The following is a 24,286-nucleotide window of genomic DNA, read 5'->3' on the forward strand; positions in this document are numbered from 1 at the left end:
TCACCCCGCCAGCCGCGCCTGCCAGAACGGCGCCTGCGCCCAGCGCCGCTCGCGCGCGTACAAGGCCCCGCGTTCGCGCAGGTAGGCGCGGAAGCGCGCGAACACGCCGTCCTGGTACGCCGCCAGCGGTGCCGGGCCAGCACCTTGCAGATGCGCCGCCAGCGCGTGCGCGGCGGCCTCGCCGTCCTGCAAGGCCTTGACGATGCCGTGCGCGGTCAGCGGATCGTAGGCGCTGGCCGCATCGCCCACCGCCAGCCAGTCCTCGCCCACCACCCGACTGAGGATCGCCGACGGCCCCAGCGCGGCGATCAGGCCATCGGCCTCGGGCGCGCGTGCCTCACTCTGCGCCAACCACTGCGCGACGTGCCGGGTCTGTCGCGCCGCCGCCAGCCACACCTCGCGGTCCAGGTACTGCCGTTGCCGGCGCGGCTCCAGCGCCAGGGCCAGCATCAAGCGCGCGTCCGGCAGCTTCGCCGCGTACCACCAGCCGTCGGCGCAGGCCTCCAGCAAGGCCTGCGAGGGAATCGCCTCGGCCTGCTCCAGCGCGAACACACCGGCCACGAAGGCCAGGCAGTCCATCTCGTTGCGCGCCACCCCCAGCCGCCGTACCGCCGCGGCGGCGATGCCACTGGCATCCACCAGGAAGCCGGCACGCAGCCGGCGCACGCCGCCGTCCTCACCACGCAGTTCCAGCACATGGTCGCCATCGGCGGCGCGGCCGACCGCGCCCAGGCGCAGGCCGCGCAGCAGCGTACCGCCTTGTACCGGCACTGCCGCCGCCAGCATCGCGTCGAAAGTGGCGCGATCCACGTGCCAGCCCTTGCCCTGGCCGGCGACGATGAAATCGTTGTAGCCCAGCTCCGCCCTGCCCCAGCTGGCGCAACTGCCGGCCGAGGCCAGCGGCCGCTGCGCCAGGAACGCCTCCCACACGCCCAGCCGCTGCAGCGCCGCGCTGGCGGTCGGCGCCAGCGCTTCGCCCAGCCGCCAGCCCGCGGCGCGACCCATATCGACCACGACCACGTCCTCGACGCCGCGTGCCGCCAGTGCCAGCGCCGTGGCGCAACCGGCTGCGCCGCCGCCGACGATCGCCACGGCATGGCGCGCGTCGGCGGTCGTTGCGCTTGCAGGCTCGGACAACGTCATCGCGTGCGGCTCGTCCGGTGTCACACCGATGGATCGACGGGAACATTCGCCATCGGCCAGGGCGCCACGAACTCCTGGCCCGGATCGAACTGGCTCGCCACTTCGAGGAACAGTTCGGGCGGATACGGCGGCTTGCCGGGGACTTGCGCGATCTGCGCGCCACTGATGACGAAGCCGACCTTGGACCAGTTGGCGACGAAGTCCGCGTATGCCTGGAAGCGTCCAGCCCTGGTCGGATACGGGCTGTCGGTGCCAGCGCCGCGTACCGAGTAGACCTGTTGCCCCAGATACCAGGTGTCGTCGTCCGGGTCGACCTGGCATAGCGCCGCCGGGTAGACCGCGAACGGCCGCTCAGCCGGCCACGACCAGAACAAGGTGTTGTTCGGATTGACCGTTTGCTGCCCCGGATTGGGATCGGGCAGATGGGTGGCGCAGGAGTTGTAGTCGGTATGCCAGGGCACGGACATGAACTTGGACAGATCGCCCGGTTCCACCGGATGCGTTTGCAGCGGCACATAGCCGAAGCTCAGGAACGCGCTGTCCTTGGTCGCCTTGCCGTAGTCCAGCGGCGCCTGGTTGATGCGGAACGGACCGCAGTCCTGGGCCTTCCAGTCCTGCACGTAGAGGTTCACGTCGCGGATCGGAAACGACACCTCGATGCCCGGGCTGTAGCGCCCGCCCAGGCAGTTCTGCAAGGTGACCCGATCCAGCGCTTCGCCAGGACCCAGCGTCGGCGCGCCCACCTGCATGTAGTTCTTGCCGTGCCACTGGCTCAACAGGAAGTACTGGGTGGAACTGACGCTGAGGAAGCTCTTTTGCGCATCGCCCAGCGACAGCGGCATCATCGGCGAGCCGGTCTCGGTGTCCGCGGCGGAGGCCGGATCGCGGATCAGCGTCTTCAGGTTGGGAATCTTCGCGCCCGGATCGTCGGTGGGCTGGATCTGCCCGATCATGTCGTGGCCCTTGATCGCCCCCGACGGCAGGTTGGTGTTCCAGCGCTGCAGCATCGCCGCATGGAAGATCGGCTGGATGTCGTCGCTGAAGGACGGCTGGTAGGTCGCGACGAACGCGTTGTTGGCGTACAGCGACGGCACCAGGCCCAGTGCGCGCACCCACACGTCGTACACGTCGTCCCAGGTGGAGACCACGTTGCGGGTCTGCGGCGCATAGCCCGGATCGCCGGTGACGTACCAGGCGCCCTGCACGCTGGCGGTGCTGCCGTCGTCGAAGAGCAGCACGGCATTGACCGGGCCATCGGCGGCATCGTCGTACCACAGGCCGTTCTCGGTCGCATCCTGCAACGGCGGATAGGTGCCGTCGGTGCCGATCACCGCCGAGGTCCGGGCGAAGCCGCCGGCCACGATCAGCGCGCCGTTGGCCTCCACCCGCATGTCGCCCAACGAATCGAGCGTGCCGAGCGGTTCGTGCAGCGCATGGAACATCGAGGGAAAGCTGACCGGATACGCCGGCTGCGGGTGGATCACACCGCTGGCATCGGCGTAACTGGCGGTGGTGGTCATGTCGAACGCGACGACATCGCTGCCCGCGGCCGCGGCGCTGAGCGCACGCGGACCCGCATCGATCACCAACTGCCGCAGGCGCGTCGGATCGTTGGGATCGGCCGGATTGGCGGCATCGGGATACTTCGGATTGCGCAACTCCAGCAAGTCAGGCGACTCGTAGGCGCCGATGCCGCGAAACTGGCCGCCCTGGCTCACCGTCGAATAGTTGTTGAGCTTCTTGTTGGCCAGATGCACGGTCCAGACGATGTCCTTGACCGTCTTGCCGTCGATCGTGCTGCCCACGTCCACGCGCACGCCGCCGCCGTTGGGATAGCTGCCGGAACTGCCGCTGGGGTAGGCGTAGATGTGGAAGCGCGCGGCCTGGCGCTTGACGTTGCCGGCGGCATCGCGGAACTGCGCGGCGGTGATCGGCGTGGACTCGGTGCCGGGCTGCACCGGCAGCCCGCCCATCAGCCCGTCGGCACCGCGGGTGCCGGCCGCGGTCACCGGTGCGAGATAGAATTCCTGGCTGTCGCCGACGCGGCCGATACCGATCGCCGGATGCACGCGAAACACATTGCTGGTCATGGTGACTTGCTCCTGATCCGGATGAGAGGGGCGCGCCTCAACGCGACGTGGCCGGCCGCGCCGCCGGCGGTGCCTTCTGCGGCAACTGCGCCTGGAAGTAGTCGTTGATCACCACATGGCTGATGTTGACGTTCAGCCCCGGCAACGACTGCGCGCGCGGATCGGGCGAGATCACCTGGGTGGTGTTGTGGCAGGCGAAGCAGTTGTTCTGCGTGCTCTGCACCTGGGTGAAGGTCTCGATGGTGGAATTGGACAGCTTGATCGAGCCGGTGAGCAGCGGCGGCGCCCCGGCGGGCGTCGGCGAGGGAATGCACTCCAGCGCCGACCCGGGCTGGAACGTGCAATTGGGCGCCAATGCGTTCTCGGCGACGAACCAGATGGCGCCGACCTCGAAATAGTTCTTCCACACGTCGTTCAACTGGCCCTGCACCGACGCGTTGATCGACTGGATGTTGGCGATGTTGCAGTCCTGGCCGCTCGGGCACGGCTTCTGCCCGCCGTACGGCACCATGCGGCACACCTGGGTGACCGGGCTCAGCGTCTGCGTCTGCGCGTTCAAGGTCAGCGCACCGGCACCGGCGGCGTTGACGTTGCATTGTTCGATCGGGGTACCGGCTTGGTAGAAGGTCCAGTCCTTGTCGGAGACGGGCTGGCCCGGATTGAGCGGCGCGTCCACGTCCGGCGCATTGTCGCGGTGCTCGAACGTGGCCCAGATCATTTCCGGATGGCCGGCGACGGTGCCGCCGATGTGGAAGCCGACCAGCGCCACGGTCTGGATTTCGGTGTCGCCGGTGGCGACGATCTTGCCCTTGCGCATGCCCAGCTTGGCGATCTGCGCCTGGCGGGTATAGAACGTGGACACGTCCTCGCCCGGCTGCACCACCTTCCACGCCGCCTTCAGGGTCATGCTGCCGACCGGAAAGGCTTCTTTAGGATCGAAGGCGCGCAACGCCTTCGGATCCTGCAGGTGATTGCTGGCCATGAACTGGCCGAACACGTCGTTGGAATGGATCGAGTAATAGACCGCACGTCCATGCCGATCCACCAGCACGCCGTCCGGGCCGGCCTGATCGATCAGTTCCACGGTGCGGGCCTGCTGCGAGCGGCCGATCAACGGATCGAGCACGCCGTCGGCAACGCCGCCGATGCCATCGCTGCTCATGCTCAGGAAGCGCGGCTGTCCGCCCACGTCCTGGGTCAGCCACAGGAAGGCGTTCCACGACCACTGATGGAAGGCGCAATTGCTGCTGGACTGGAAGCCCGCCGAATCCGGCGCCGGCGTCTGCGCATGCGGAAACCACGACGGCGATGGCGGCGCCGGTGGCGTGCAGGTCGCCGCGCTCGGCGCCGGCCCCGGTCCGGGTGTCGGCGCGACCGCAGCGCCGACGCTGTCGGGCTTCGGCCCCGCCCCGGGATTCACGGCAGAACATGCCGCGACCACCACACAGACCACTGCCGCGAATCCCATCGCACGTTTCATCGCACTGCCCCTCGTTCCGTGGAAAAGCTGTCAGCGCCGGCATCCGCCGCAGTGCGCCGGACAGGCAGCACCGCGCCGCCGCGCAGGCGCGGCGTCGAACATCGTGGTCATGTCATGCAGGTGGATCGCGCTCCCCGCGATCGCGTGCGCCGTCGTCGCGCACTCACCCTTTCTTCGACAGCAGCATGCGCTGCGTCACACTCGGGCGGCAAGACCGTTTCGTAGACACCACGGAGATTCCGTAGACAGTTGCCGTGCTGCGCCGACGATGCCGCACGGCGCAAAAGCGAAGCGCTGGCCTGCAGGCATTGCATGCATGCGATGCATGACCAGGCGCAGCGCGTGCAGCGCGTGCGATGTCTCACGACTCTTCTCGCATCCGCAACGGAGACTCGCATGCGGCGATGCGCATGTCGCCGACCGCGCTGCGACCGGCCGTGGACTCACACGCCCATGTAGCGGCCGGCGCGGTGGTTGAACATCAGCACCAGGCTCAGCACCACCGCGCCGATCGCCGAGTACAGCACCTGCTGCGGCGCCAGCAGCCAGAACGCCACCGCCATCAGCGCCGCGTCGAAGCTCATCTGCACTTTGCCCGCGCTCCAGCCGCGGCTGCGCTGCAGGTAGACCGCGAGGATGCCGACGCCGCCGAGGCTGGCGCGGTGACGGATGAAGAACAGGATGCCCAGGCCGACCAGCGCGCCACCGACCAGCGCCGAGAACAGCGGCGTCATCGTCGCCCACTGCGCCCAGCGCGGCAGCAGGTCGGTCAGCAGGCCGCAGGCGGCGACTGCGACGAAGGTCTTGAGGGTGAACTCCCAGCCCATGCGCCGCACCGCCAGCCAATAGAACGGCAGATTGACCAGCACGAACATGAGGCCGAAGTTCCAGCCCAGCGCGTAGTGCAGCAGGAAGGCCACGCCGGCCATGCCACCGATCATCAGCCCACCATGGGCGAACACCGCCAGCCCCAGCGAGGCCACCAGGGTCGCCAGCAGCATGCCCTGCACGTCCTCGGCCACGCTGTGGCGCAGCGCGCGCGCATCCTGCATGGTGCCGGCCGAATCCGGCGGCGGAGTCAGCGGTCCGGCGGTGACGACGGTGCCGTCGTCGGGCAACGGGTCCAGGTCCGGACGCAGATCGGAATCGGGAAGGCTCACGGGAGGGGCACGGCGTGGGGGGCGGTATTAGACACCAGCGCGGCTGTGGTTGCACATGAAACTTTCAATTCAACCCGCGGATGGCTCCCCTCGTGCCTCGATCCGCGGGCACGGGCGCCTCGCCTTCCCCGCGCCACTCGCGCAGTGCGATCTCTCAGTTGGGCAGGTCGACCTGGATTTCATGCGACCCGGCCACGACCGCAATCACCATCCCGACCAGCACCAGCAGCGCCACCGGCGCGGCGATCGCCAGCCATGCCCAGGTCCATGGGCTGAACCGCTCCGCCGCGCCGCGCGGCAAGCCGCGTACCTGCTTGAACCGGGCCAGGCGCTGGTTGACTAGCAGCACCGGTGTCCAGGCCAGCAGGGTCAGCAGCGACAGCACCGAAGGCCACAGTCCGATCAGGCTCAGGCAGCCGTAAGCAAGCCCAGGCCCCAGCCAGCCGACCAGCGCGCTGCGCTGTGCGCCGATGGTGCGTTCCAGCGCACGAAAGTAGGCGAACACCCAGATCAGCGAGAACACCGAGCGCCACACCGGCGAGATGCGCCGGCGCCCGGACAGCAGGCGCAGCGCGCGCCAGTTGCGGTAGAACCAGTACAGCGCATACCAGCCGAAGCTGGTCGCGCACAGCAACGCCAACTTGGTTGCCGACGGTGCGAGCAACGCCGACAGGAGATCGGTGGGCACCGCAGCGGGCACGGCGTCGGGCAGCGCGGCGGTGGGAGCGGCGTACGGGTTATCTACTGGTATGCGTGGCATTCCTGGCTGACCGCACCCTCATCCGCCCCTTCGGGGCACCTTCCCCCGAGAAGGGGGCCATGGTCCCGGTGGGAGAAGGGACACAATCAGCGAACGGCCACGGCGCGATGCCGCCGCTTGTCCGCATACATCGCCGCATCGGCCTGATCGAGCAGTTCCTCCAGCGCCTCCGCGTCCAGATCGCGGCGGTGGCACAGGGCCAGGCCGAAGCTGGCCGACAACCCGGTCGCGAACCCATCGTCCTCGCCGGGCTTGGCAAGCGCCGCGCGCAGTGTGTCGATCAGCGCGTGCGCCCGCTCCGGCGTGGTCAACGGCAAGTACAGCGCGAACTCGTCGCCCCCTCGGCGCCCCAGCAACTGGCCCGGCCGCAGACAGTGCCGGCAACGCTTGACGAAGGCACGCAAGGCCGCGTCGCCAGCCGCGTGTCCGAACTGGTCGTTGATCGCCTTGAGGTTGTCCATGTCGGCGACGATCACCGCCAGCGGACGCGGGTCGTGCGCGGCCAGTTGCAGATCGTTGAGCACCTGCTCCAGGAATCCGGTCCGCGACAGCGCCCCGGTCACCGGATCGCGTACCAGCGCATGGCGCAGCCGCGTGTTGTCGGCATAGAGCCCGGGCACGGCCAGGCCGAAGTAGCTGTTCGCCGCCAGGCTGATCATGGCGAATTGCAGCGCCAGCGCCTGCGCCTCGAGCCGCAGCAACGGCGTGGCCAGGGCGATCAACAGGCTGAAGGCGGCGATCGCCACCAGCGCCTGCAGCATTCCGTGGGTATGCACGATCCACAACTGGATCACCACCACCACGAACAGCGCGAAGACCACCGCCGGCTGCCGCGGCAACGCCGCCGCCAGCGCCATCACCGCCAGGGTGACGCCCAGCAGCAGCGCGAGCTTGACCAGATAACCGGAGACACTTCCGGACGGCGCGATCATCCCCGACAAGCGCGGGATCCCCGGCTGCGGCGCGATCTGCAGGCGCTCGGCCAGATGCAGCACCGCCACGATCGCCAGCGGGCCGAGCGCCAGCAGGCCGGCGTAGTCGCCGATCGCCCACGGGATCAACTGCGCCAGCATGCTCGGCAGATCGATCGCTCCGGTGACGGCCAGCCCGGCGCCACCCAGGCAGGCAGACAGCAGCGAGGCCACCCCGCCGCCCAGGATGAAGCAGGTGACCACACGCGGCAGGCTGATCGAGGACACCCCGCGGCCGACGCGGCGCAGCAGCCAGGCCAGCCCGCCCCAGATGCAGAACTGTTGCGCGGTGAACAGCAGCGCATACCACAGGACTGCCCGACCCGGAACGACCGGGTGGCCACTCGTGCGATAGAAGCTCAGCAGCGTGGCCAGCACGCAGGCGATGGCGATCGCCGGCGCGCCGCGCCAGCCTAGCACCATGAATGTGGCCAGCGTCACCGCCACCGGCGGGAACCACAGGCTGGCATGCAGCTGATAGTCCAGGACCCGCGCCAACTCGAAGACCGCCAGCCACGCCGCCACCAGCACCACCGACAGCACCAGCAGCGCGCCGCGACGGCGCGGCGCCGCGGCGCGCGTGCGAAACGGCGCCTCGGCGTCCCAGCCTGTCATCCATCCGCCTCCGGCCGGCCACGGCCGATGGCCGAACCGGGGCCGACAAAAGCGGTGACCGTGCTGTCGTCGCTGCCGCCCACCACCACCGTCGCTCCGCTGCACAGGCGGATCGGCCAGCTCATGTTGTCCGTGCCATAGGACCATTGCAGCGTGCCGTCGCCCGCGTTCCAGACGCTGAACGCGCCAGGCGTGCCGTCGGGATGGCCATCGGCCAGCCCCAGCCACTGACCGCTAGGGTCGAACGCCAGGCAGTTGGGCGAGTGCGCGCTGTGCGCGGTCCACTGCAGCGTCGCCGCGGGGCCGGTATCGGCGTACACGGCGACGACGCCGCCACCCTTGAGGTTGCCGGCGATCGCGACCTTGTCGCCGGCGCGGTCGCAGGCCACCCCATAGATGGTCGTCGCCCCCTCGGGCACCGTCTCGGTCCAGGCCGGCGCAGGCGTTTTCTGGAACGCCGCCACGTCGAAGGCGTACAGCGTGCCGTCGCTGGCACCGGCATAGGCCCGGCGCCCATCGCCGGACAGCGCCGCGGCATGCACACGGGCCTGCCTGGGCAACTGCCAGCGCGTCAGCGCCGCCGGTTGTCCGGACGCGATCGAGAACAGGATGATCTCGCCCTGTGCGCTGGCCACCAGTCCGATCGTACCGTCGGCGGCGAGGCCGGTGGCGATCACGCTGTCGGCGCTGTCGCTGTCGCCACCAGCGCTCAGCGCGATGCACACGGGCGCGGCGGCGAAGGGCCCGTCGCCGTCGCGGCAGAACAGATAGCCCTGCTCGGCACCGGCCAGCAACGTTTGCCCACGCGCATCCAGCGCCACCATGTTGCCGCGGCCAGGGAGCGGATACGACAGCAGTTCCTTTCCGCCGGGAACCGCCCAGGCACTGATGAAGCCCGCATACGGCGCCTGGCTCTGCCAGCCGCAACTGGCCACGGTGCCGCCGTCCGCCGCCACGTCGACCCAGTACACGCCCTGCCAGCCCTCGAACTCCTTCTTCAGCAGAAGGTTGCCCGCCCGATCCCAGGCATAGGTGCCGAAGCACCCCTGCTGGTCGTCGCGCACGTCGCTGCGCGTGGCCGCGGGTGCGATGCGTTCGAAGATCTTGCGTTGCTCGAGCGGCACCGCTTCCAGCCCGGGAATCTGCGACAGGCCGCCGTACTGGTGGAAAAAGGTGCCGGCGACGATGACATCGCCATCGTCGGACAGCGCCACCGAGTTGATGTAGTAGCCGGCATGCGGCTGTGTCGACCAGAGCAATTCAGGCACGTCGTTCATGGCGGCTTCCCTCCCTTCGGCTGAAGCGTCCGCGATGGACTTACGGCGGACGGCTGACTGAAACACGACACCCGTGAACGCACCGGAGACGGCCGCGATGCCATGGGTTGCCCGTCATCGCACGGGCGCCTGGCCTCGCGCTCGCGCGCCGGACCGGCTCAGCGCACCTCGGCGATCTCGACCCCGTCCAGGCCCTGCGCCAGGGTGCGCGCGTCGCCGCCCTGGGCCAGCTTGATGCGCAGGCGCACCTCGTTCTGCGAGTCGGCGTGGCGCAATGCGTCCTCGTAGCTGATCTCGCCGGCCTGGTACAGCTCGAACAGGCTCTGGTCGAAGGTCTTCATGCCCAGGTTGGTGGACTCCTTCATCACGTCCTTGAGCTTGTGGATCTCGCCTTCGCGGATGTAGTCCTGCACCAGCGGCGTGCCGAGCATGATCTCCATCGCCACGCGGCGGCCCTTGCCGTCCGGGGTCGGGATCAGCTGCTGCGCGACCACCCCGCGCAGGTTCAGCGACAGATCCATCAGCAGCTGGCTGCGGCGGTCTTCGGGGAAGAAGTTGATGACGCGGTCCATCGCCTGGTTGGCGTTGTTGGCGTGCAGGGTGCACAGCACCAGGTGGCCGGTCTCGGCGAAGGAGATGGCGTGGTCCATGCCCTCGCGGGTACGCACCTCGCCGATCATGATCACGTCCGGCGCCTGGCGCAGGGTGTTTTTCAGTGCGTTCTCCCAGCTGTCGGTATCGATGCCGACCTCGCGCTGGGTGATGATGCAGCCCTCGTGCTTGTGCACGAACTCGATCGGGTCCTCGATGGTGATGATGTGGCCGGTGGAGTTCTGGTTGCGGTAGCCGATCATCGCCGCCAGCGAGGTCGACTTGCCGGTGCCGGTGGCGCCGACGAAGATGATGATGCCGCGCTTGGTCATCGCCAGGGTCTTGATCACCGGCGGCAGGTTCAGCTCGTCCACGCTGGGAATGCGCGTCTCGATCCGGCGCAGCACCATGCCAACCTGGTTGCGCTGGTAGAAGCAGCTGACGCGGAAGCGTCCGACCCCGGCCACGCCGATGGCGAAGTTGCACTCGTGGGTCTTCTCGAACTCCTCGCGCTGCGCCGGCGTCATCACGTTCAGCACCAGGTCGCGGCTCTGCTGCGGAGTCAGCGGCGTCTGCGTGATCGGGGTGATCTTGCCGTGCACCTTGATCGCCGGCGGCATGCCCGAGGTGATGAACAGATCCGACGCCTTCTGGTGCGCCATCAGTTTCAGGAAGGAGGTGAAGTCGATGGTGCTCATGGCGTGCTCCTTCGGAGCGGAGATTGGGGAGTCGGGATTGGGGATTGGTAACAGCGGGCATCCTAGGATCGGAGAGACCCGCGTTTGCGAATCCCCAATCCCGAATCCCAATCCCCGCTACTCGAACAACCGCTTGTCCTTGGCGTACTCGCGGGCCTGGTTGCGGGTGATCAGGCTGCGCTTGACCAGGTCCTGCAGGTGCTGGTCCAGGGTCTGCATGCCGTTCTGCTGGCCGGTCTGGATCGCCGAGTACATCTGCGCCACCTTGTCCTCGCGGATCAGGTTGCGGATGGCGGGGGTGCCGACCATGATCTCCCACGCCGCGGTGCGGCCGCCGCCGACCTTCTTCAGCAGCGCCTGCGAGATCACCGCGCGCAGCGATTCGGACAGCATCGAGCGCACCATCGGCTTCTCGCCGGCGGGGAACACGTCGATGATGCGGTCGATGGTCTTGGCCGCCGAGCTGGTGTGCAGGGTGCCGAACACCAGGTGGCCGGTCTCGGCCGCGGTCAGCGCCAGGCGGATGGTTTCCAGGTCGCGCAATTCGCCGACCAGGATGATGTCCGGGTCTTCGCGCAGCGCCGAACGCAGCGCCTCGTTGAAGCCGTGGGTGTCGCGGTGCACCTCGCGCTGGTTGATCAGGCACTTCTGCGAGGTGTGCACGAATTCGATCGGATCCTCGACGGTGAGGATGTGGCCGTATTCGTTCTTGTTGATGTAGTCGATCATGCCGGCGAGCGTGGTCGACTTGCCCGAACCGGTCGGCCCGGTGACCAGGATCAGGCCCTGCGGCTGGTCGATCAGCTGGCGGAAGATCGGCGGGCAGCCCAAGTCCTCCAGGGTCAGCACTTCGGAGGGAATGGTGCGGAACACCGCGCCGGCGCCGCGGTTCTGGTTGAACGCGTTGACGCGGAAGCGCGCCAGGCTGGGGATCTCGAAGGAGAAGTCGACCTCGAGGAATTCCTCGTAGTCGCGGCGCTGCTTGTCCGACATGATGTCGTAGACAAGCGCATGCACCTGCTTGTGGTCCAGCGCCGGAATGTTGATGCGGCGGACGTCGCCATCGACCCGGATCATCGGCGGCAGGCCCGCGGACAGGTGCAGGTCGGACGCCTTGTTCTTGACCGAGAACGCCAATAGTTCAGCGATATCCATACGCTGCTTTTCCCCTTGGGCTGCGACTGGAAGGATGATTCCCCGGCCGGCAGTATAGCGCCCTTCCCTTTGCCGGAACGCCGCCCGTGCCCCTCTCTCCGCTGCAACAGATCCGCCTGGACATGGACCGCGCCGCCGACGCCGCAGGTCGCCCGCACGCGCAGTTGCTGGCGGTGTCCAAGACCCAGCCGGCCGAGGCCGTGGCGGCGCTGGCCGCACAGGGGCAGCGCGCCTTCGGCGAGAACTACGTGCAGGAAGCGGCGGCCAAGATCGCCGCGCTGGCCGAGGCCGGACTGGAGTGGCACCTGATCGGCCACCTGCAGTCGAACAAGGCCGAACTGGCGGCGACGCTGTTCCACTGGGTGCAGACCGTGGACCGGCCCAAGCTGGTCGCCGCCCTGGCCAAGGGCCGCACCGCCGCGTCCGCGCCGCTGAACGTGCTGATCCAGGTCAACATCGACGACGAGGCCAGCAAGCATGGCTGCCAGCCCGACGCCGTGGACGCCCTGGCCGCGGCCATCGCTGCGCAGCCGACGCTGGCCCTGCGCGGGCTGATGGCCATTCCCGCGCCCTGGCCCGAGGCCGAGCGCCGCATCGACGCGTTCGCGCGCATGCACGCCCTGTTCGCGCGGCTGCGCGCGGCCCATCCGCAGGTCGACACCTTGTCGATGGGCATGAGCGGCGACTTCGCCGACGCGATCGCTGCGGGCGCCACCATGGTGCGGGTCGGCACTGCGCTGTTCGGCGCGCGCGGTCCACGCGTTGCTGGCTGATCCCGCTGCTGCGGGCGCCGCATTACCGCACTTCCCGTGACACTGTGATGATTTGTCTACGGGCGCTTCAAAGACGATTCACCAACATCGGAATTCTGTCGTAGCCGATCCTGTTGAAAACCATAGAGTTTCGGGATGAATGAAAGGTTCGCTCCGACAGCGCTTGCTGAACCATGCGACACGGTTGCGAACCGTTAATTCAGTCACGTTTCAGACGTGCACGCTTCGGCTTCCATGGCGGCCGACCGCGGGTACTCCGCAGTCCATTGCCGAATGCGCTCGGCTCGAACGAGGTCACAGATGCAAGCATCCACCCGATTGCTGTTCGCCTCCTGCGTCATTGGTCTGCTGCACGTCCCCGCGGCCATGGCCGCGCCGACGGCGACGCCGGCCTGGACCAACGAAGAAGCGATGATGTCGCCCGCACAAGTCCAGGCCCGCACCGCCTGGCGCGAAACCATGGCGCATCAACCGACGCCGGCGGAAGGCTGCTTCCATGCCAACTTCCCCGATACGCAGTGGCAAGCGGACACCTGCAAGACCCTGACCCGCCGCGTGCATCCGATCCCGCACAAGATCCTGTTCGGCGCCACCGAAACCACCGGCAACGGCTACGACTACGCGCTGCGTTCCAGCAGCCTGATCAGCAAGGTCGTAGGCAGCTTCCCGCAGGTCACCGGCGTGACCTCGGAACAGGGCGTCGGCGTGGCGTCCTTCGGCGGCGGCGGCATCCTCGGCCCGAACGAGTACTCGCTGCAGATCAACTCCAACTACAACGCCACCACCAGCGTGTGCGGCGGCCGCTCCGGCTGCACCGTGTGGCAGCAGTTCGTCTACGCCACCGACTACGAGACCCAGGGCCAGGCCGCGGTGTTCATGCAGTACTGGCTGATCGGCTACGGCAGCAGCTGCCCGAGCGGCTGGATGAGCGGCGGCGGCTCGGACTGCTACCGCAACAGCAACGCGGTCAGCGCGCCGGACGTGCCGGCCACGCAACTGGCCAACCTCAAGCTGACCGGCTCGGCCACCGCCAACGGCAACGACACCATCACCTTCACCAACAACGGCACCGCCTACAGCGTCAGCGCCAAGGACAGCGTGGTCAAGCTGGCCACGGTGTGGAAGGACGCCGAGTTCAACGTGGTCGGCAACGCCGGCGGTTCCAGCGCCAATTTCAACTCTGGCTCGTCGATCACGGTGAAGGTGGCGGCCACCAACGGCTCCACCGCCGCCCCGACCTGCGCGGCCAATGCCGGCAGCACCGGCGAGACCAACAACCTCAACCTGGGCAGCTGCTCGACGGCCGGCGGCAGCACCCCGTCGATCTCCTTCACCGAGTCCAACTGAGGCCACCGCGCCAGACCGCACACCGCGGCTGGCGCGTTCTCGCCTGACACGATCCGGTTGCGCCGCAACGCAGCACTGCGGCGCGGCGCAACCGCTACCATGGCGCTCCCTCTTCGCGACGGTGTTGCGCCATGGCTCCCGCTTCCCACGATTCCCACGCCGCCGACATCGCCTTCATCGGCGGCGGCAACATGGCGCGCAGCCTGATCGCCGGGCTGGTTCGCCAGGGCGCCGATCCACGCCGCATCCGCGTGGCCGAACCGGTGGCGGCGCTGCGCGAAGCATTGGCGGCCGAGTACGCAGTGCAGGTGTTCGCCAGCGCAGCCGAGGCCGTGGACGGTGCGGCGCTGTGGATGTTCGCGGTCAAGCCGCAGATGCTGCGTGGGGTCTGCAGCGAACTGGCCGCGCTGGCACAAGCCCAGCGGCCGCTGCTGGTGTCCATCGCCGCCGGCATCACCATCGCGCAACTGGACCGCTGGCTCGGCGGCGGCCACGCATTGGTGCGGGCGATGCCCAACACCCCCGCCCTGCTCGGCGCCGGCGTCACCGGCCTGTTCGCCAACGCCGGCGTCGACGCCGCACAGCGCACCCGCGCCGAGCACGTGCTGGCCGCCGCCGGCGTCACCGTGTGGGTCGAGGACGAAGCGCTGATCGATGCGGTCACCGCGGTGTCCGGCAGCGGACCGGCCTACGTCTTCCTGCTCGCCGAGGCGATGGAGGCGGCGGGCATCGCCCAGGGCCTGTCCGCCGACACCGCGCGCACCCTGACCCTGCAGACCGTGCTCGGCGCGGCGCGCATGCTCACCGAGTCCGGCGAAGCGCCCAGCGAACTGCGTCGCCGGGTGACCTCGCCCAACGGCACCACCCAGGCCGCGATCGAGACCTTCCAGCACGGTGGCTTCGAGGCGCTGACCGCGGCCGCGATCGCCGCCGCGGCCGAACGCGGCCGTGCCCTGTCCGCCGCCAACGACGACTGAGCGCGGCCAGCAAACTGCTGCACGGCCGCCAGGTGGGCGCGCACGGCGCTCGGCATCGGCATGTAGCGCTTGTACACTGCGGTCCTGCGCGCCGTCCGCCCGCCTGGCGACTGCTTGCGATGTTTTGTCAGCCACTCCAAGCCGGAGAACGCCGATGCGTGTCCTGCCCACTGCGCTGTTGTGCCTGGCCCTGGCCGCCTGCGCGGACCAGGACACCCCACGCCCGGCGACGCTGCTCGCCGCCACCCCGGCGCAGGCCGATTTCGGCACGCTGCGCGTGCACTACAACGCCTTGCCCACGCTGGCGATGAGCGAGGACGTGGCACGTCGCTACGGCATCGCCCGCGAAGCCGACACCGCGCTGGTGATGATTGCGCTGCGCACCCTGCACGGCAGCGAGGAAGCGCCTGCAGTCGGTACGGTGGAGGCGGTGGCGACCGACCTCAGCGGCCAGCGCCAGCCGGTGGCGCTGCGCGCGGTCCGTACCGACGCCTACACCGACTACGTGGGCACGGTACGCAGCAGCGCCCACGACCAGTTGCGCTTCGTCGTGCAGGTCCGCACTGCCGACGGCGCCGGCACGGTGCGCTTCACCCGCAATTTCTAGCGCGCGTCCACGCTGCGCGGGCAACACAAACCGTCGCAGGAGCGGCTTCAGCCGCGACGGGGCTTTCCCGGTAACGCCAGGTCGCGGCTGAAGCCGCTCCTACGGAAAGATCGACAGACCGACCTAAGCTCACAGAGCTGGGTAAGTACGGACGTGCGTTGTGGGAGGGACTTCAGTCCCGACTGCATGCAGCGTCAGACGCCTTTCCGCTTCGCTCGTCGCGACTCAAGGGCACGATGAAAACGACGTCTCCATCATCCTCGACAAGCGAGCACCTGTGGCCACGCGCGCGCTGCACTCATAGCAATCAGCCTTCGCGTCATCCGAGCACACACACGCCGCAATGCCGCGACTTCCACCGGCATCGCGTCGGGACTGAAGTCCCTCCCACACCGTCTCGATCCCATATCGCAGCGCCGTTGCTTGCCGGGGGGCGGCTTCAGTCGCGACCGGGCTTTACCGGGAAAGGCCGTTCGCAGCTGAAGCCGTTCCTACGGACAGACCGACTTGCACACCAGGACGATCACAGACGCCCGTTGTGGGAGGGACTTCAGTCCCGACTGCATGCAGCGTCAGGCACCTGTCCTCTTCGCTCTTCGCGCTGACGGGCGCGGTGAAGCGCCACGTCTCCACCATGCTCGACAAGCTCGGCAACCGCGATGGCCACCGGCATCGCGTCGGGACTGAAGTCCCTCCCACACTGCCTTGATCCCACATGGCCCACCGTCGTATGCCGTAGCAGCGGCAAACGCAGCGACATCACACGTATTCGCCACGCACAGACGCGCCGCTCAATCCTCCGCCCAGCGCTGCGGCCCATCGCCGTGCGCGGCCAGGGTGTCGGCCGGGTTGCTCAGGCGGCAGCGGCGCAGCGACAGGCAGCCGCAGCCGATGCAGTCGGTGAGCTGGTGGCGCAGGCGGGTCAGCTGCAGAATGCGTGCGTCCAGCTCCTCGCGCCACACCGCCGACATCCGTGCCCATTCGGCGCGGGTCGGGGTGCGCGCGTCGGGCAACTGCGCGAAGGCGGCCTTGACGCTGTCCAGCGGCACGCCGACGCGTTGCGCCACGCGGATCACCGCCAGCCGGCGCAGCACGTCGCGCGTGTAGCGGCGCTGGTTGCCGGCGGTGCGCATGCTGCGGATCAGGCCCTTGCTCTCGTAGAAGTGCAGCGCCGACACGGCCACGCCGCTGCGCGCGGCCACCTGCCCCACGCTCAGTTCCTCCTGCATCGCTTGACCTCGAGTCCGGTTGAGGTTGCATGCTGCACGGCCTGCAGGCACCCACGCAAGCCGCCGCCTGCACACGTCCAACCGCTTTCCCAGGGATTCCGATGCAAGACCACGCCACTGCCACCGATGCCCCACCCGCTCCGGCCGCTGCCGGCTCCGTGCTGGCGCCGGCCCACCGCGCCACCACCATCGGCATGGTCGCGCTGGTGTCGCTGATCGCCTTCGAGGCGCTGGCGGTGGCCGCGGCGATGCCGACCGTGGCCCGCGAACTGGAGGGCCTGCGGCTGTACGCGCTGGCCTTCGGCGGCACCCTGGCCACCAGCGTGATCGGCATGACCGTGGCCGGGCGCTGGAGCGACCTGCACGGGCCGGCGGCGCCGTTATGGGCCGGCCTGGCCTGCTTCGTCTGCGGCCTGCTGCTGGCCGGCTTCGCTCCATCGATGGGGATGCTGCTGGCCGGTCGACTGGTGCAGGGCCTCGGCGCCGGTGCGATCTCGGTGGTGTTGTATGTGCTGGTCGCGCGGCTGTATCCGCAGGCGATCCGCCCGCGCATGTTCGCCGCGTTCTCCGCCGGCTGGGTGGTGCCGTCGCTGATCGGCCCCAGCATCAGCGGACTGATCGTCGAGCACGTCGGCTGGCGCTGGGTGTTCCTGGCAGTGCCGCTGCTGGCGCTGCCGGCGGCGGCGCTGCTGTGGCCAGCATTGCGACGGCTGCCGCCCGCCGCAACCACGGACGGCGCCAGCGGCGCATCGCGGCTATGGTCGCTGGGCGCCGCGGCCGGGGTCTGTCTGCTGTACCTCGGCGGCCAGCAGCGCGGGCTGTGGGCGGCGCTGCTGCTGCCGTCGGCGTTGGCGCTGCTGGTGCTGTGCGCCTGGCGATTGCTGCCGGCCGGCACCCTGCGCGCCGCGCGCGGCCTGCCCAGCGTGATCGCGCTGCGTGGCGTCGCCGGGTCGGCATTCTTCGGCTGCGAGGCGTTCCTGCCGCTGCTGCTGTCGCGCGAACGCGGGCTGTCGCCGGTGTGGGCCGGCGTGGCGTTGAGCGCCGGTGCGCTGGGCTGGTTCGCCGGCTCCTGGTACCAGGGCCACTACGGCCGCGACGCCACCCGCCTGCGGCGGCTGCGCCTGGGCTGCACGCTGATGGCGCTGGGCATCGCGACCACGACGCTGGCGCTGCTGCCTGCGGTGCCGGCGGCACTGGCGATCGGCGGCTGGACCGCCACTGGCCTCGGCATGGGGCTGATCTATCCGACCCTGGCGGTGCTGACCCTGACCCTGTCGCCACCGGCGCGGCAGGGCCGCAACAGCTCGGCGCTGCAGTTGAGCGAGGCGATCGCGGTGGCGACCACGCTGGCGGTCGGCGGCTCGCTGTTCGCCGCGCTGCTTGCGTACTCGGCCGCTGCGGCGTATCTGTCGACCTTCGCCGTCGCCGCATTCATGGCCCTGCTCGGCCTTTGCATCGCCGGACGCACCCAGCCGGCGCCTGGCTAGTCCATCTCATCCGTTTTCGCGCATGGCGCGCCGTGGTGACGCACACGTGCGGCAGAGACGAGCGAGGCAGCGATCCTTTGCCCGCCTCCGAACGATGACGCGGCCATGGATGCGGGGATTGCAGCACTTCTGGTGGGCTCCGACCGGTGTGCCGCCGACGCCGCGCGGCTTGCGCTGACCGCCATCCAGGCCCTGCGCCACGCAACGCTTCCGGCGCATCTGCCAGACGACGCGGCGTGCTCGCGGATCGGGAAAAGCGCTACGTCGCGTCCTCGCGCCTGGCCCAGGCCTGGATGATGTCGGCGATGGCGCGCACGCCGTCGGTGAGCGCGGCCGGCCCCGGCTGCAGGATCAGCGGCGACTTGATCTCGAACAGTTGTCCGTCGCGCACCGCCGGAATCGCTGCCCAGCCCGGTCGCGCGGCGACGCGCTCGGGACGGAAGCGCTTGCCGCACCAGGAGCCGAGGATGATGTCCGGCGCACGCCGCACCACCTCGTCGCCGTTGGCGAGGATCCGCGCCTTGGCCAGCGGCTGCACCGACAGTTCCGGGAACACGTCGTCGCCGCCGGCGATGCCCACCAGTTCGGCAACCCAGCGGATGCCGGTGATGATCGGCTCGTCCCATTCCTCCAGGTACACCCGCGGCCGCCGCGGCAGCGTGGCGGCCTGCGCGGCGATGGCGTCGAGGCCGCGCTGCAGATCGTCGGCGTAGTCCATGGCGCGCTTGCCAGCGCCGACCAGGGCGCCGAGGCGGCGGATGTAGTCGAGGATGCCGTCGACGCTGCGGTGGTTGGCGATCCACACCTCCACGCCATGCCGCACCAGTTCGGCGGCGATGTCGGCCTGGATGTCGGAGAAGCCGATCGCCAGGTCGGGCTGCAGCTTGAGGATCTCGCCGATCTTGGCGCTGGTGAAGGCGCTGACCTTGGGCTTGTCGCGGCGCGCCTGCGGCGGGCGCACGGTGAAGCCGCTGATGCCGACGATGCGCTGCTGTTCGCCGAGCGCGTACAGGGTCTCGGTCGGCTCCTCGGTCAGGCAGACGATGCGCTGCGGGCCCATCCTCAGCGCGCCTCGCCCGAACACGCGCGCGCTGCGGCGGCGGCGCCGCGGCGGGCCGGGCCGGCGCCGCTCACGGGAACAGCATCCGCTTGCTCCAATGGCCCGCGGCATCGGCCTCGTAGCGCCAGCGCTCGTGCAGGCGGTACTTGGCGCCGTACCAGAACTCGAAGCTGCGCGGCACCACGCGGAACCCGCCCCAGCCGTCCGGACGCGGCACCTCGCGGCCCTCGAAGGTGGCCTCGGCCTTGGCCACGCGCTCTTCGAACTCCTCGCGCGACTCCAAGGTGCGCGACTGCGCCGAGGCCCAGGCGCCGATCTGGCTCATGCGCGGGCGCGAGGCGAAATAGGCATCGGCCTCGGCCGCGGCGACCAGTTGCACCTCGCCGTCGATGCGCACCTGCACCCCGTCCTCGCGCATGCGCCGCCACAGAAACAGCAGCGAGGCCTGCGGATTGGCCTGCAGCTCGCGGCCCTTCTGGCTGTCCAGGTGGGTGTAGAACACGAAGCCGCGCGCGTCGTAGGCCTTGAGCAGCACCACCCGCGACGACGGGCGCGCCTCCAGCGTGGCCGAGGACACGACCATGGCGTTGTATTCGGCCTCGTCGCTGGTGCGCGCCTCGGCGAACAGGTCGGCGAACGTGGACAGGGCTTCGGCGTAGAGATCGGGCATGGCGACAGGCACTCGGCGGACGATGCGCCATTGTCGCGCCATGCACCGCGCGACGCACGCCTCACCGCACGATGGCGCGTGCGGGGCCTGCGCAGCGCGCGAGGCGGCGCCGGTCTCTGCTAGCATCGGCGGATGAATCCCGCCCCCAACCTGGTGCTGGTCGGCCCGATGGGTGCCGGCAAGAGCGTCATCGGCCGCCGCCTGGCCGAGCGCTTCGGCCTGGTCTTCGTCGACAGCGACCAGACCATCGTCGAACGCACCGGCGCCAGCATCGCCTCGCTGTTCGAGCACGCCGGCGAAGCCGGCTTCCGCGAACACGAGCGCGCGGTGCTGGAAAGCATCCTGAGCACGCCCGGCCACCTGATCTCCACCGGCGGCGGCGCCGTGCTCAATGCCGACAGCCGCCGCGAGATGCGCGAGCACGGTTTCGTGGTGTACCTGCGGGTCGGCGTGGCCGCGCAACTGCAGCGCCTGCACCGCGACCGCAGCCGCCCGCTGCTGCAGCGTGGCGACCGCGAGCAGGTGCTGCGCGACCTGCACGCGGTGCGCGAACCGCTGTACCGCGAGGTCGCCGACCTGATCCTGGACACCGACCACTTCACCCCGGCCGAGGCCACCGCGCAGCTGGTCGTGCGCCTGGCCGCGTCGTGGAAACTTCCGGAACCCACTGCATGACGGCAGCATCGCGCACGGTCCAGGTCGCTGGCGACCCGGCCTACACCATCCGCATCGGCCCTGGCCTGCTCGACGACGGCGCCGCGCTCGCCGCGCACGTGCGCGGCCGCCACGTGCTGCTGCTCAGCGACAGCCAGGTGGCGCCGCTGTATGCCGCGCAGGTCCGCAGCGCGCTGTTGGCAACGCGCCCGGAGCTGCAGATCGGCGACTTCGTGATCCCCGCCGGCGAAGCCTCCAAGACCCTGGACCACTTCGCCGCGGCGATCGCCGCACTGGCCGCACTGGGGGCCACCCGCGACGCCTGCGTGCTGGCGCTGGGCGGCGGCGTGGTCGGCGACCTGGCCGGCTTCGCCGCCGCCTGCTGGATGCGCGGCGTGGACTGCGTGCAACTGCCGACCACGCTGCTGGCGATGGTCGACTCCTCGGTCGGCGGCAAGACCGCGGTGGACATTCCGCAAGGTAAGAACCTGGTCGGCGCCTTCCATCCGCCGCGCGCGGTGCTGGCCGACACCGCCACGCTGCGCAGCCTGCCGCCGCGCGAACTGCGCGCCGGGCTGGCCGAGGTGATCAAGTACGGCGCCATCCGCGACCCGCTGTTCTTCGAATGGCTGCATGCCGAACGCCGCGCGCTGCTGGCCGGCGACCCGGCGGCGCTGGCGCAGGCGATCGCGCGCAGTTGCGAACACAAGGCCGAGATCGTCGCCCGCGATCCGCTGGAGAAGGGCGAGCGCGCCCTGCTCAACCTCGGCCACACCTTCGGCCACGCCATCGAGACCGAACAGGGCTACGGCGCCCCGGACAACGCCAACCTCAACCACGGCGAAGCGGTGGCGGTGGGCATGGTGCTGGCCGCCGAACTGTCGGCGCGGCTGGGCATGGCCAGCGCGCAGGACACGGCGCAACTGCGCGCGTTGCTGCACGACTTCGACCTACCGACCGCACTGCCGGCCGGCTTGGCGCCGGAAGCGCTGCTGGCGCGCATGCGCCTGGACAAGAAGAACCTGGCCGGACGCCTGCGGCTGGTGCTGTGGCGCGGCATCGGCCACGCCGAGATCGTGCCCGACGTCGACGAGGCCGAGGTACTGGCGGTGCTGACGGCCGGCTGAGCGCAGGCACGGCCGCGCCAGCGCGCGATCCCGTGCGCGGCGTCTGCAGGGCACGCTGATCCCGGCGGGAAGCGCGCTTGCAGCAGCGGCGCTTGTTCCCTTTTGCGGGATGAGCCGCGACGGGTGCTTGTCGGGAACGCCTGCCGCGACTGAAGGACACCGCTCATCACTTGCGTTGTCGCGCCTCGGCCGGAGACATCGCACCCCTCGCAGGAGCGGCTTCAGCCGCGAAGGGCATTCCCGGGAAAGCCCGTCGCGGCTGAAGCCGCTCCTACGGAGGGGGTCACGACGTGTCCGCTTGAGCCGCGGCAAAGCGAGTGATAAGCGGTGCCCTGAAGTCGCTCCTGCAACGCAATGACGCGTCTGGCTGCGCCGATGGCAAGACGCGTGATGAAACGTGCCGTGCGCTCCGCCAGTCGCACGCGCACTCAGCGTGCCTGCCGCCAAGCCCGCGGGGTCTGCCCCACCTGCGCCTTGAACACGCGCGACACCGCGGCCTCGCTGCCGTAGCCCACTTCGTCGGCAAGCTGCTTCAGCGGCCGCCCTTCGCGCAGGCCGCGCTGCACCAGGGCGATGCGCCAGTCCTGCAGGTACTGGCCCGGCGTGCAGCCGAGAGTCTCGCGGAAGCTGCGCGCGAACGCGCTGCGCGACATGCCGGCACGGGCCGCCAGGCTCTCCAGCGTCCAGGGCTGCGCCGGGGCGTCGTGGATGCCGGTCAGCGCCAGCCGTAGCCGTGCATCGGCCATGCCGGCGAGCATGCCGCCGTCGGCGAGTCCCTGTTCCATCAACTCGCGGATCACGTGCACCAGCACCACCTCGAACAGCCGGTTCAACACCGCCTGGCGCCCGCAATGCTGCGCGAACGCTTCCTCGAACAGGAGCTGCAGCAGCGCCTCGCCCTGACGCAGTGCGTCCAGCGGCAGGCAGATGCAGGCCGGCAAGGCGCGCACCAGCGGATTGGCCGCGCCGCCGCTGAAGCGCAGGTGCGCGCAGGCGAAATCCGCACCGCGTTGCGCATCGATCTCGAAGCGATGCGGCATGGCCTGCGGGTATAGCAGCAGGCTGGGCCGATCGATCCGCAGCACGCCTCCGTCGCCGTTGTGGACGACCACGCTCCCCTCGCGCAGCAGGTGCAGCTGGCCGCGGTCGCCATCGTCGAGCCGGTGCAGGCCGCACAGCGTGCCGGCGTGGAAGACCTCGGCGCTGACCGAGAAGTGGGTCAACAAGGCGGCCAGGCGGTCGGTCACTCAGGACTCCAGGTAAAGTTTTATGGACGATTCGCCACCTATCGTACCGTCCTGGCGCGCAAAGTCACTCCTGTCGCCGGCACCCGCCCGGCATGCCCCAGGAACCGCCATGAAGACCCTGCTTCCCTTGCTCGCCACCTCGCTGCTGGCCGGCGCGATCGGCACCGCCACCGCCGCAACGCCCGCAGATCAGCCCGCGCCGTTGCGCCCGGTCGCGAAGTTCCTCGATGCGCTCAACGGCAGCGGCGGCAAGCCGATCGAGCAGCTCACCCCGGCGCAGGCGCGCCAGGTGCTGGTCGGTGCCCAGGCCAATATGCCGTTGCCGCCGGCCGAGGTGAGCCGCACCACCATCCAGGCCGACGGCAAGCCGCTGAACCTGGTGATCGTGCGGCCGCCGCACACCACCGGCCAGGTATTGCCGGCCTTCATGTTCTTCCACGGCGGCGGCTGGGTGCTGGGCGATTTCCCGACCCACGAACGCCTGATCCGCGACCTGGTCAATGCCTCCGGCGCGGTGGCCGTCTATGTGGACTACACGCCATCGCCGGAAGCGCAGTATCCGGTCGCCATCCACCAGGCCTATGCCGCCACCCGCTGGGTCGCCGAGCATGGCGCGCAGATCGGCGTGGACGGCAAGCGCCTGGCGTTGGCCGGCAACAGCGTCGGCGGCAACATGGTCGCGGCCGTGGCGCTGCAGGCCAAGGCGGCCGGAACACCGGCGCTGCGCTACGACCTCATGCTGTGGCCGGTGACCGACGCCCGCTTCGACGACGGGTCGTACCAGCAGTTCCAGAGCGGCTACTTCCTCACCCGCAACATGATGACGTGGTTCTGGGACAACTACACCACCGACCCCAAGGCCCGCGCCGAGATCACCGCCTCGCCGCTGCGCGCCACCCCGGCGCAGCTGGCCGGCCTGCCTCCGACACTGATCCAGACCGCCGAACTGGACGTGCTGCGCGACGAGGGCGAAGCCTTCGGCCGCAAGCTGGACCAGGCCGGGGTGACGGTCACGGTGACCCGCTACAACGGCCTGATCCACGACTTCGGCCTGCTCAATGCCCTGCGCGACGTGCCCGCGGTGCGGACCGCGATCCAGCAGGCCGGCGACGGGCTGCGCGAACACCTGAAGTAAGCCCACCACCGGCGGCACGCCATGCAGCGCTCC

21 protein-coding genes and 1 other RNA gene are annotated in these 24,286 nt (G+C 69.6%); 9 read left to right on the forward strand and 13 right to left on the reverse strand.

Going from position 1 to position 24,286, the window contains the following annotated elements; translation table 11 throughout:
• The 9 genes from GGR71_RS02075 to GGR71_RS02115 all read right to left on the reverse strand — a co-directional run bounded on the left by GGR71_RS02075 (position 1) and on the right by GGR71_RS02115 (position 11,940).
• Positions 1 to 1,143 (reverse strand): FAD-dependent monooxygenase, encoded by a 1,143-nt coding sequence (locus GGR71_RS02075; RefSeq protein ID WP_202405048.1) that lies wholly within the window; start codon positions 1,141 to 1,143, stop codon positions 1 to 3.
• 20 nt (positions 1,144 to 1,163) lie between these two features.
• On the reverse strand, positions 1,164 to 3,233 hold the full coding sequence (locus tag GGR71_RS02080) for a LodA/GoxA family CTQ-dependent oxidase (RefSeq protein ID WP_160959979.1): 2,070 nt from the start codon (positions 3,231 to 3,233) through the stop codon (positions 1,164 to 1,166).
• Positions 3,234 to 3,270: 37 nt separating this feature from the next.
• On the reverse strand, positions 3,271 to 4,653 hold the full coding sequence (locus tag GGR71_RS02085) for a hypothetical protein (protein ID WP_343160816.1): 1,383 nt from the start codon (positions 4,651 to 4,653) through the stop codon (positions 3,271 to 3,273).
• 503 nt (positions 4,654 to 5,156) lie between these two features.
• Entirely contained in the window at positions 5,157 to 5,831 is a 675-nt protein-coding gene (locus tag GGR71_RS02090) for a YitT family protein (RefSeq protein ID WP_160960052.1), read from the reverse strand.
• A gap of 196 nt (positions 5,832 to 6,027) precedes the next feature.
• Entirely contained in the window at positions 6,028 to 6,561 is a 534-nt protein-coding gene (locus GGR71_RS02095) for an MFS transporter permease (protein WP_343160815.1), read from the reverse strand.
• A 158-nt stretch (positions 6,562 to 6,719) separates the two neighbouring features.
• Entirely contained in the window at positions 6,720 to 8,219 is a 1,500-nt protein-coding gene (locus GGR71_RS02100; RefSeq protein ID WP_160959976.1) for a GGDEF domain-containing protein, read from the reverse strand.
• Complete coding sequence (locus tag GGR71_RS02105; RefSeq protein WP_160959973.1) at positions 8,216 to 9,496, reverse strand: WD40 repeat domain-containing protein; 1,281 nt, start codon at positions 9,494 to 9,496, stop codon at positions 8,216 to 8,218. The genes GGR71_RS02100 and GGR71_RS02105 overlap by 4 nt, the downstream gene beginning before the upstream one ends.
• A gap of 158 nt (positions 9,497 to 9,654) precedes the next feature.
• Complete coding sequence (locus GGR71_RS02110; protein WP_010344137.1) at positions 9,655 to 10,785, reverse strand: PilT/PilU family type 4a pilus ATPase; 1,131 nt, start codon at positions 10,783 to 10,785, stop codon at positions 9,655 to 9,657.
• A gap of 117 nt (positions 10,786 to 10,902) precedes the next feature.
• Entirely contained in the window at positions 10,903 to 11,940 is a 1,038-nt protein-coding gene (locus GGR71_RS02115) for a type IV pilus twitching motility protein PilT (protein WP_010344138.1), read from the reverse strand.
• Between the two features lie 122 nt (positions 11,941 to 12,062).
• On the opposite strand from GGR71_RS02115, the gene GGR71_RS02120 reads away from it, so the two are divergent.
• The 5 genes from GGR71_RS02120 (at position 12,063) to GGR71_RS02140 (ending at position 15,644) form a co-directional block, all read left to right on the forward strand.
• Positions 12,063 to 12,713, forward strand: a complete 651-nt coding sequence (locus tag GGR71_RS02120; protein WP_202405055.1) for a YggS family pyridoxal phosphate-dependent enzyme — start codon at positions 12,063 to 12,065, stop codon at positions 12,711 to 12,713.
• A 318-nt stretch (positions 12,714 to 13,031) separates the two neighbouring features.
• The gene (locus GGR71_RS02125) at positions 13,032 to 14,060 is read left to right on the forward strand and encodes a hypothetical protein (RefSeq protein WP_048490400.1); all 1,029 of its coding nucleotides are present in this window, start codon (positions 13,032 to 13,034) and stop codon (positions 14,058 to 14,060) included.
• Between the two features lie 131 nt (positions 14,061 to 14,191).
• Complete coding sequence (gene proC / locus GGR71_RS02130; RefSeq protein WP_160959962.1) at positions 14,192 to 15,037, forward strand: pyrroline-5-carboxylate reductase; 846 nt, start codon at positions 14,192 to 14,194, stop codon at positions 15,035 to 15,037.
• 60 nt (positions 15,038 to 15,097) lie between these two features.
• Positions 15,098 to 15,170: non-coding RNA, sX9 sRNA (locus GGR71_RS02135), on the forward strand.
• A gap of 21 nt (positions 15,171 to 15,191) precedes the next feature.
• Entirely contained in the window at positions 15,192 to 15,644 is a 453-nt protein-coding gene (locus tag GGR71_RS02140) for a DUF4426 domain-containing protein (protein WP_160959959.1), read from the forward strand.
• 791 nt (positions 15,645 to 16,435) lie between these two features.
• Here the strand turns inward: GGR71_RS02140 and soxR are convergent.
• Complete coding sequence (soxR, locus tag GGR71_RS02145; RefSeq protein WP_048490403.1) at positions 16,436 to 16,873, reverse strand: redox-sensitive transcriptional activator SoxR; 438 nt, start codon at positions 16,871 to 16,873, stop codon at positions 16,436 to 16,438.
• A gap of 101 nt (positions 16,874 to 16,974) precedes the next feature.
• On the opposite strand from soxR, the gene GGR71_RS02150 reads away from it, so the two are divergent.
• Positions 16,975 to 18,360, forward strand: coding sequence for an MFS transporter (locus GGR71_RS02150; RefSeq protein ID WP_160959956.1), 1,386 nt, complete (start codon positions 16,975 to 16,977; stop codon positions 18,358 to 18,360).
• Between the two features lie 259 nt (positions 18,361 to 18,619).
• Here the strand turns inward: GGR71_RS02150 and GGR71_RS02155 are convergent, their stop codons facing one another.
• Positions 18,620 to 19,420, reverse strand: coding sequence for a cobalamin-binding protein (locus GGR71_RS02155; protein WP_160959953.1), 801 nt, complete (start codon positions 19,418 to 19,420; stop codon positions 18,620 to 18,622).
• 70 nt (positions 19,421 to 19,490) lie between these two features.
• Positions 19,491 to 20,090: a pyridoxamine 5'-phosphate oxidase gene (gene pdxH, locus GGR71_RS02160; RefSeq protein ID WP_048490406.1), complete on the reverse strand. Its 600-nt coding sequence runs from the start codon at positions 20,088 to 20,090 to the stop codon at positions 19,491 to 19,493.
• A 132-nt stretch (positions 20,091 to 20,222) separates the two neighbouring features.
• Between pdxH and GGR71_RS02165 the strand changes: the two genes are divergently transcribed.
• Together GGR71_RS02165 and aroB are read left to right on the forward strand one after the other, a co-directional pair.
• Positions 20,223 to 20,765 (forward strand): shikimate kinase, encoded by a 543-nt coding sequence (locus GGR71_RS02165; RefSeq protein WP_017910873.1) that lies wholly within the window; start codon positions 20,223 to 20,225, stop codon positions 20,763 to 20,765.
• Positions 20,762 to 21,871, forward strand: a complete 1,110-nt coding sequence (gene aroB, locus GGR71_RS02170; RefSeq protein WP_160959950.1) for a 3-dehydroquinate synthase — start codon at positions 20,762 to 20,764, stop codon at positions 21,869 to 21,871. Before GGR71_RS02165 ends, aroB begins: the two co-directional genes overlap by 4 nt.
• A 428-nt stretch (positions 21,872 to 22,299) precedes the next feature.
• Here the strand turns inward: aroB and GGR71_RS02175 are convergent, their stop codons facing one another.
• Positions 22,300 to 23,118, reverse strand: coding sequence for a cupin domain-containing protein (locus tag GGR71_RS02175; RefSeq protein WP_160959948.1), 819 nt, complete (start codon positions 23,116 to 23,118; stop codon positions 22,300 to 22,302).
• Positions 23,119 to 23,227: 109 nt separating this feature from the next.
• On the opposite strand from GGR71_RS02175, the gene GGR71_RS02180 reads away from it, so the two are divergent.
• Positions 23,228 to 24,253, forward strand: a complete 1,026-nt coding sequence (locus GGR71_RS02180) for an alpha/beta hydrolase (RefSeq protein ID WP_160959946.1) — start codon at positions 23,228 to 23,230, stop codon at positions 24,251 to 24,253.
• Positions 24,254 to 24,286 lie beyond the last annotated feature (33 nt).

The sequence above is a fragment of the Xanthomonas sp. F1 genome, assembly GCF_014199855.1.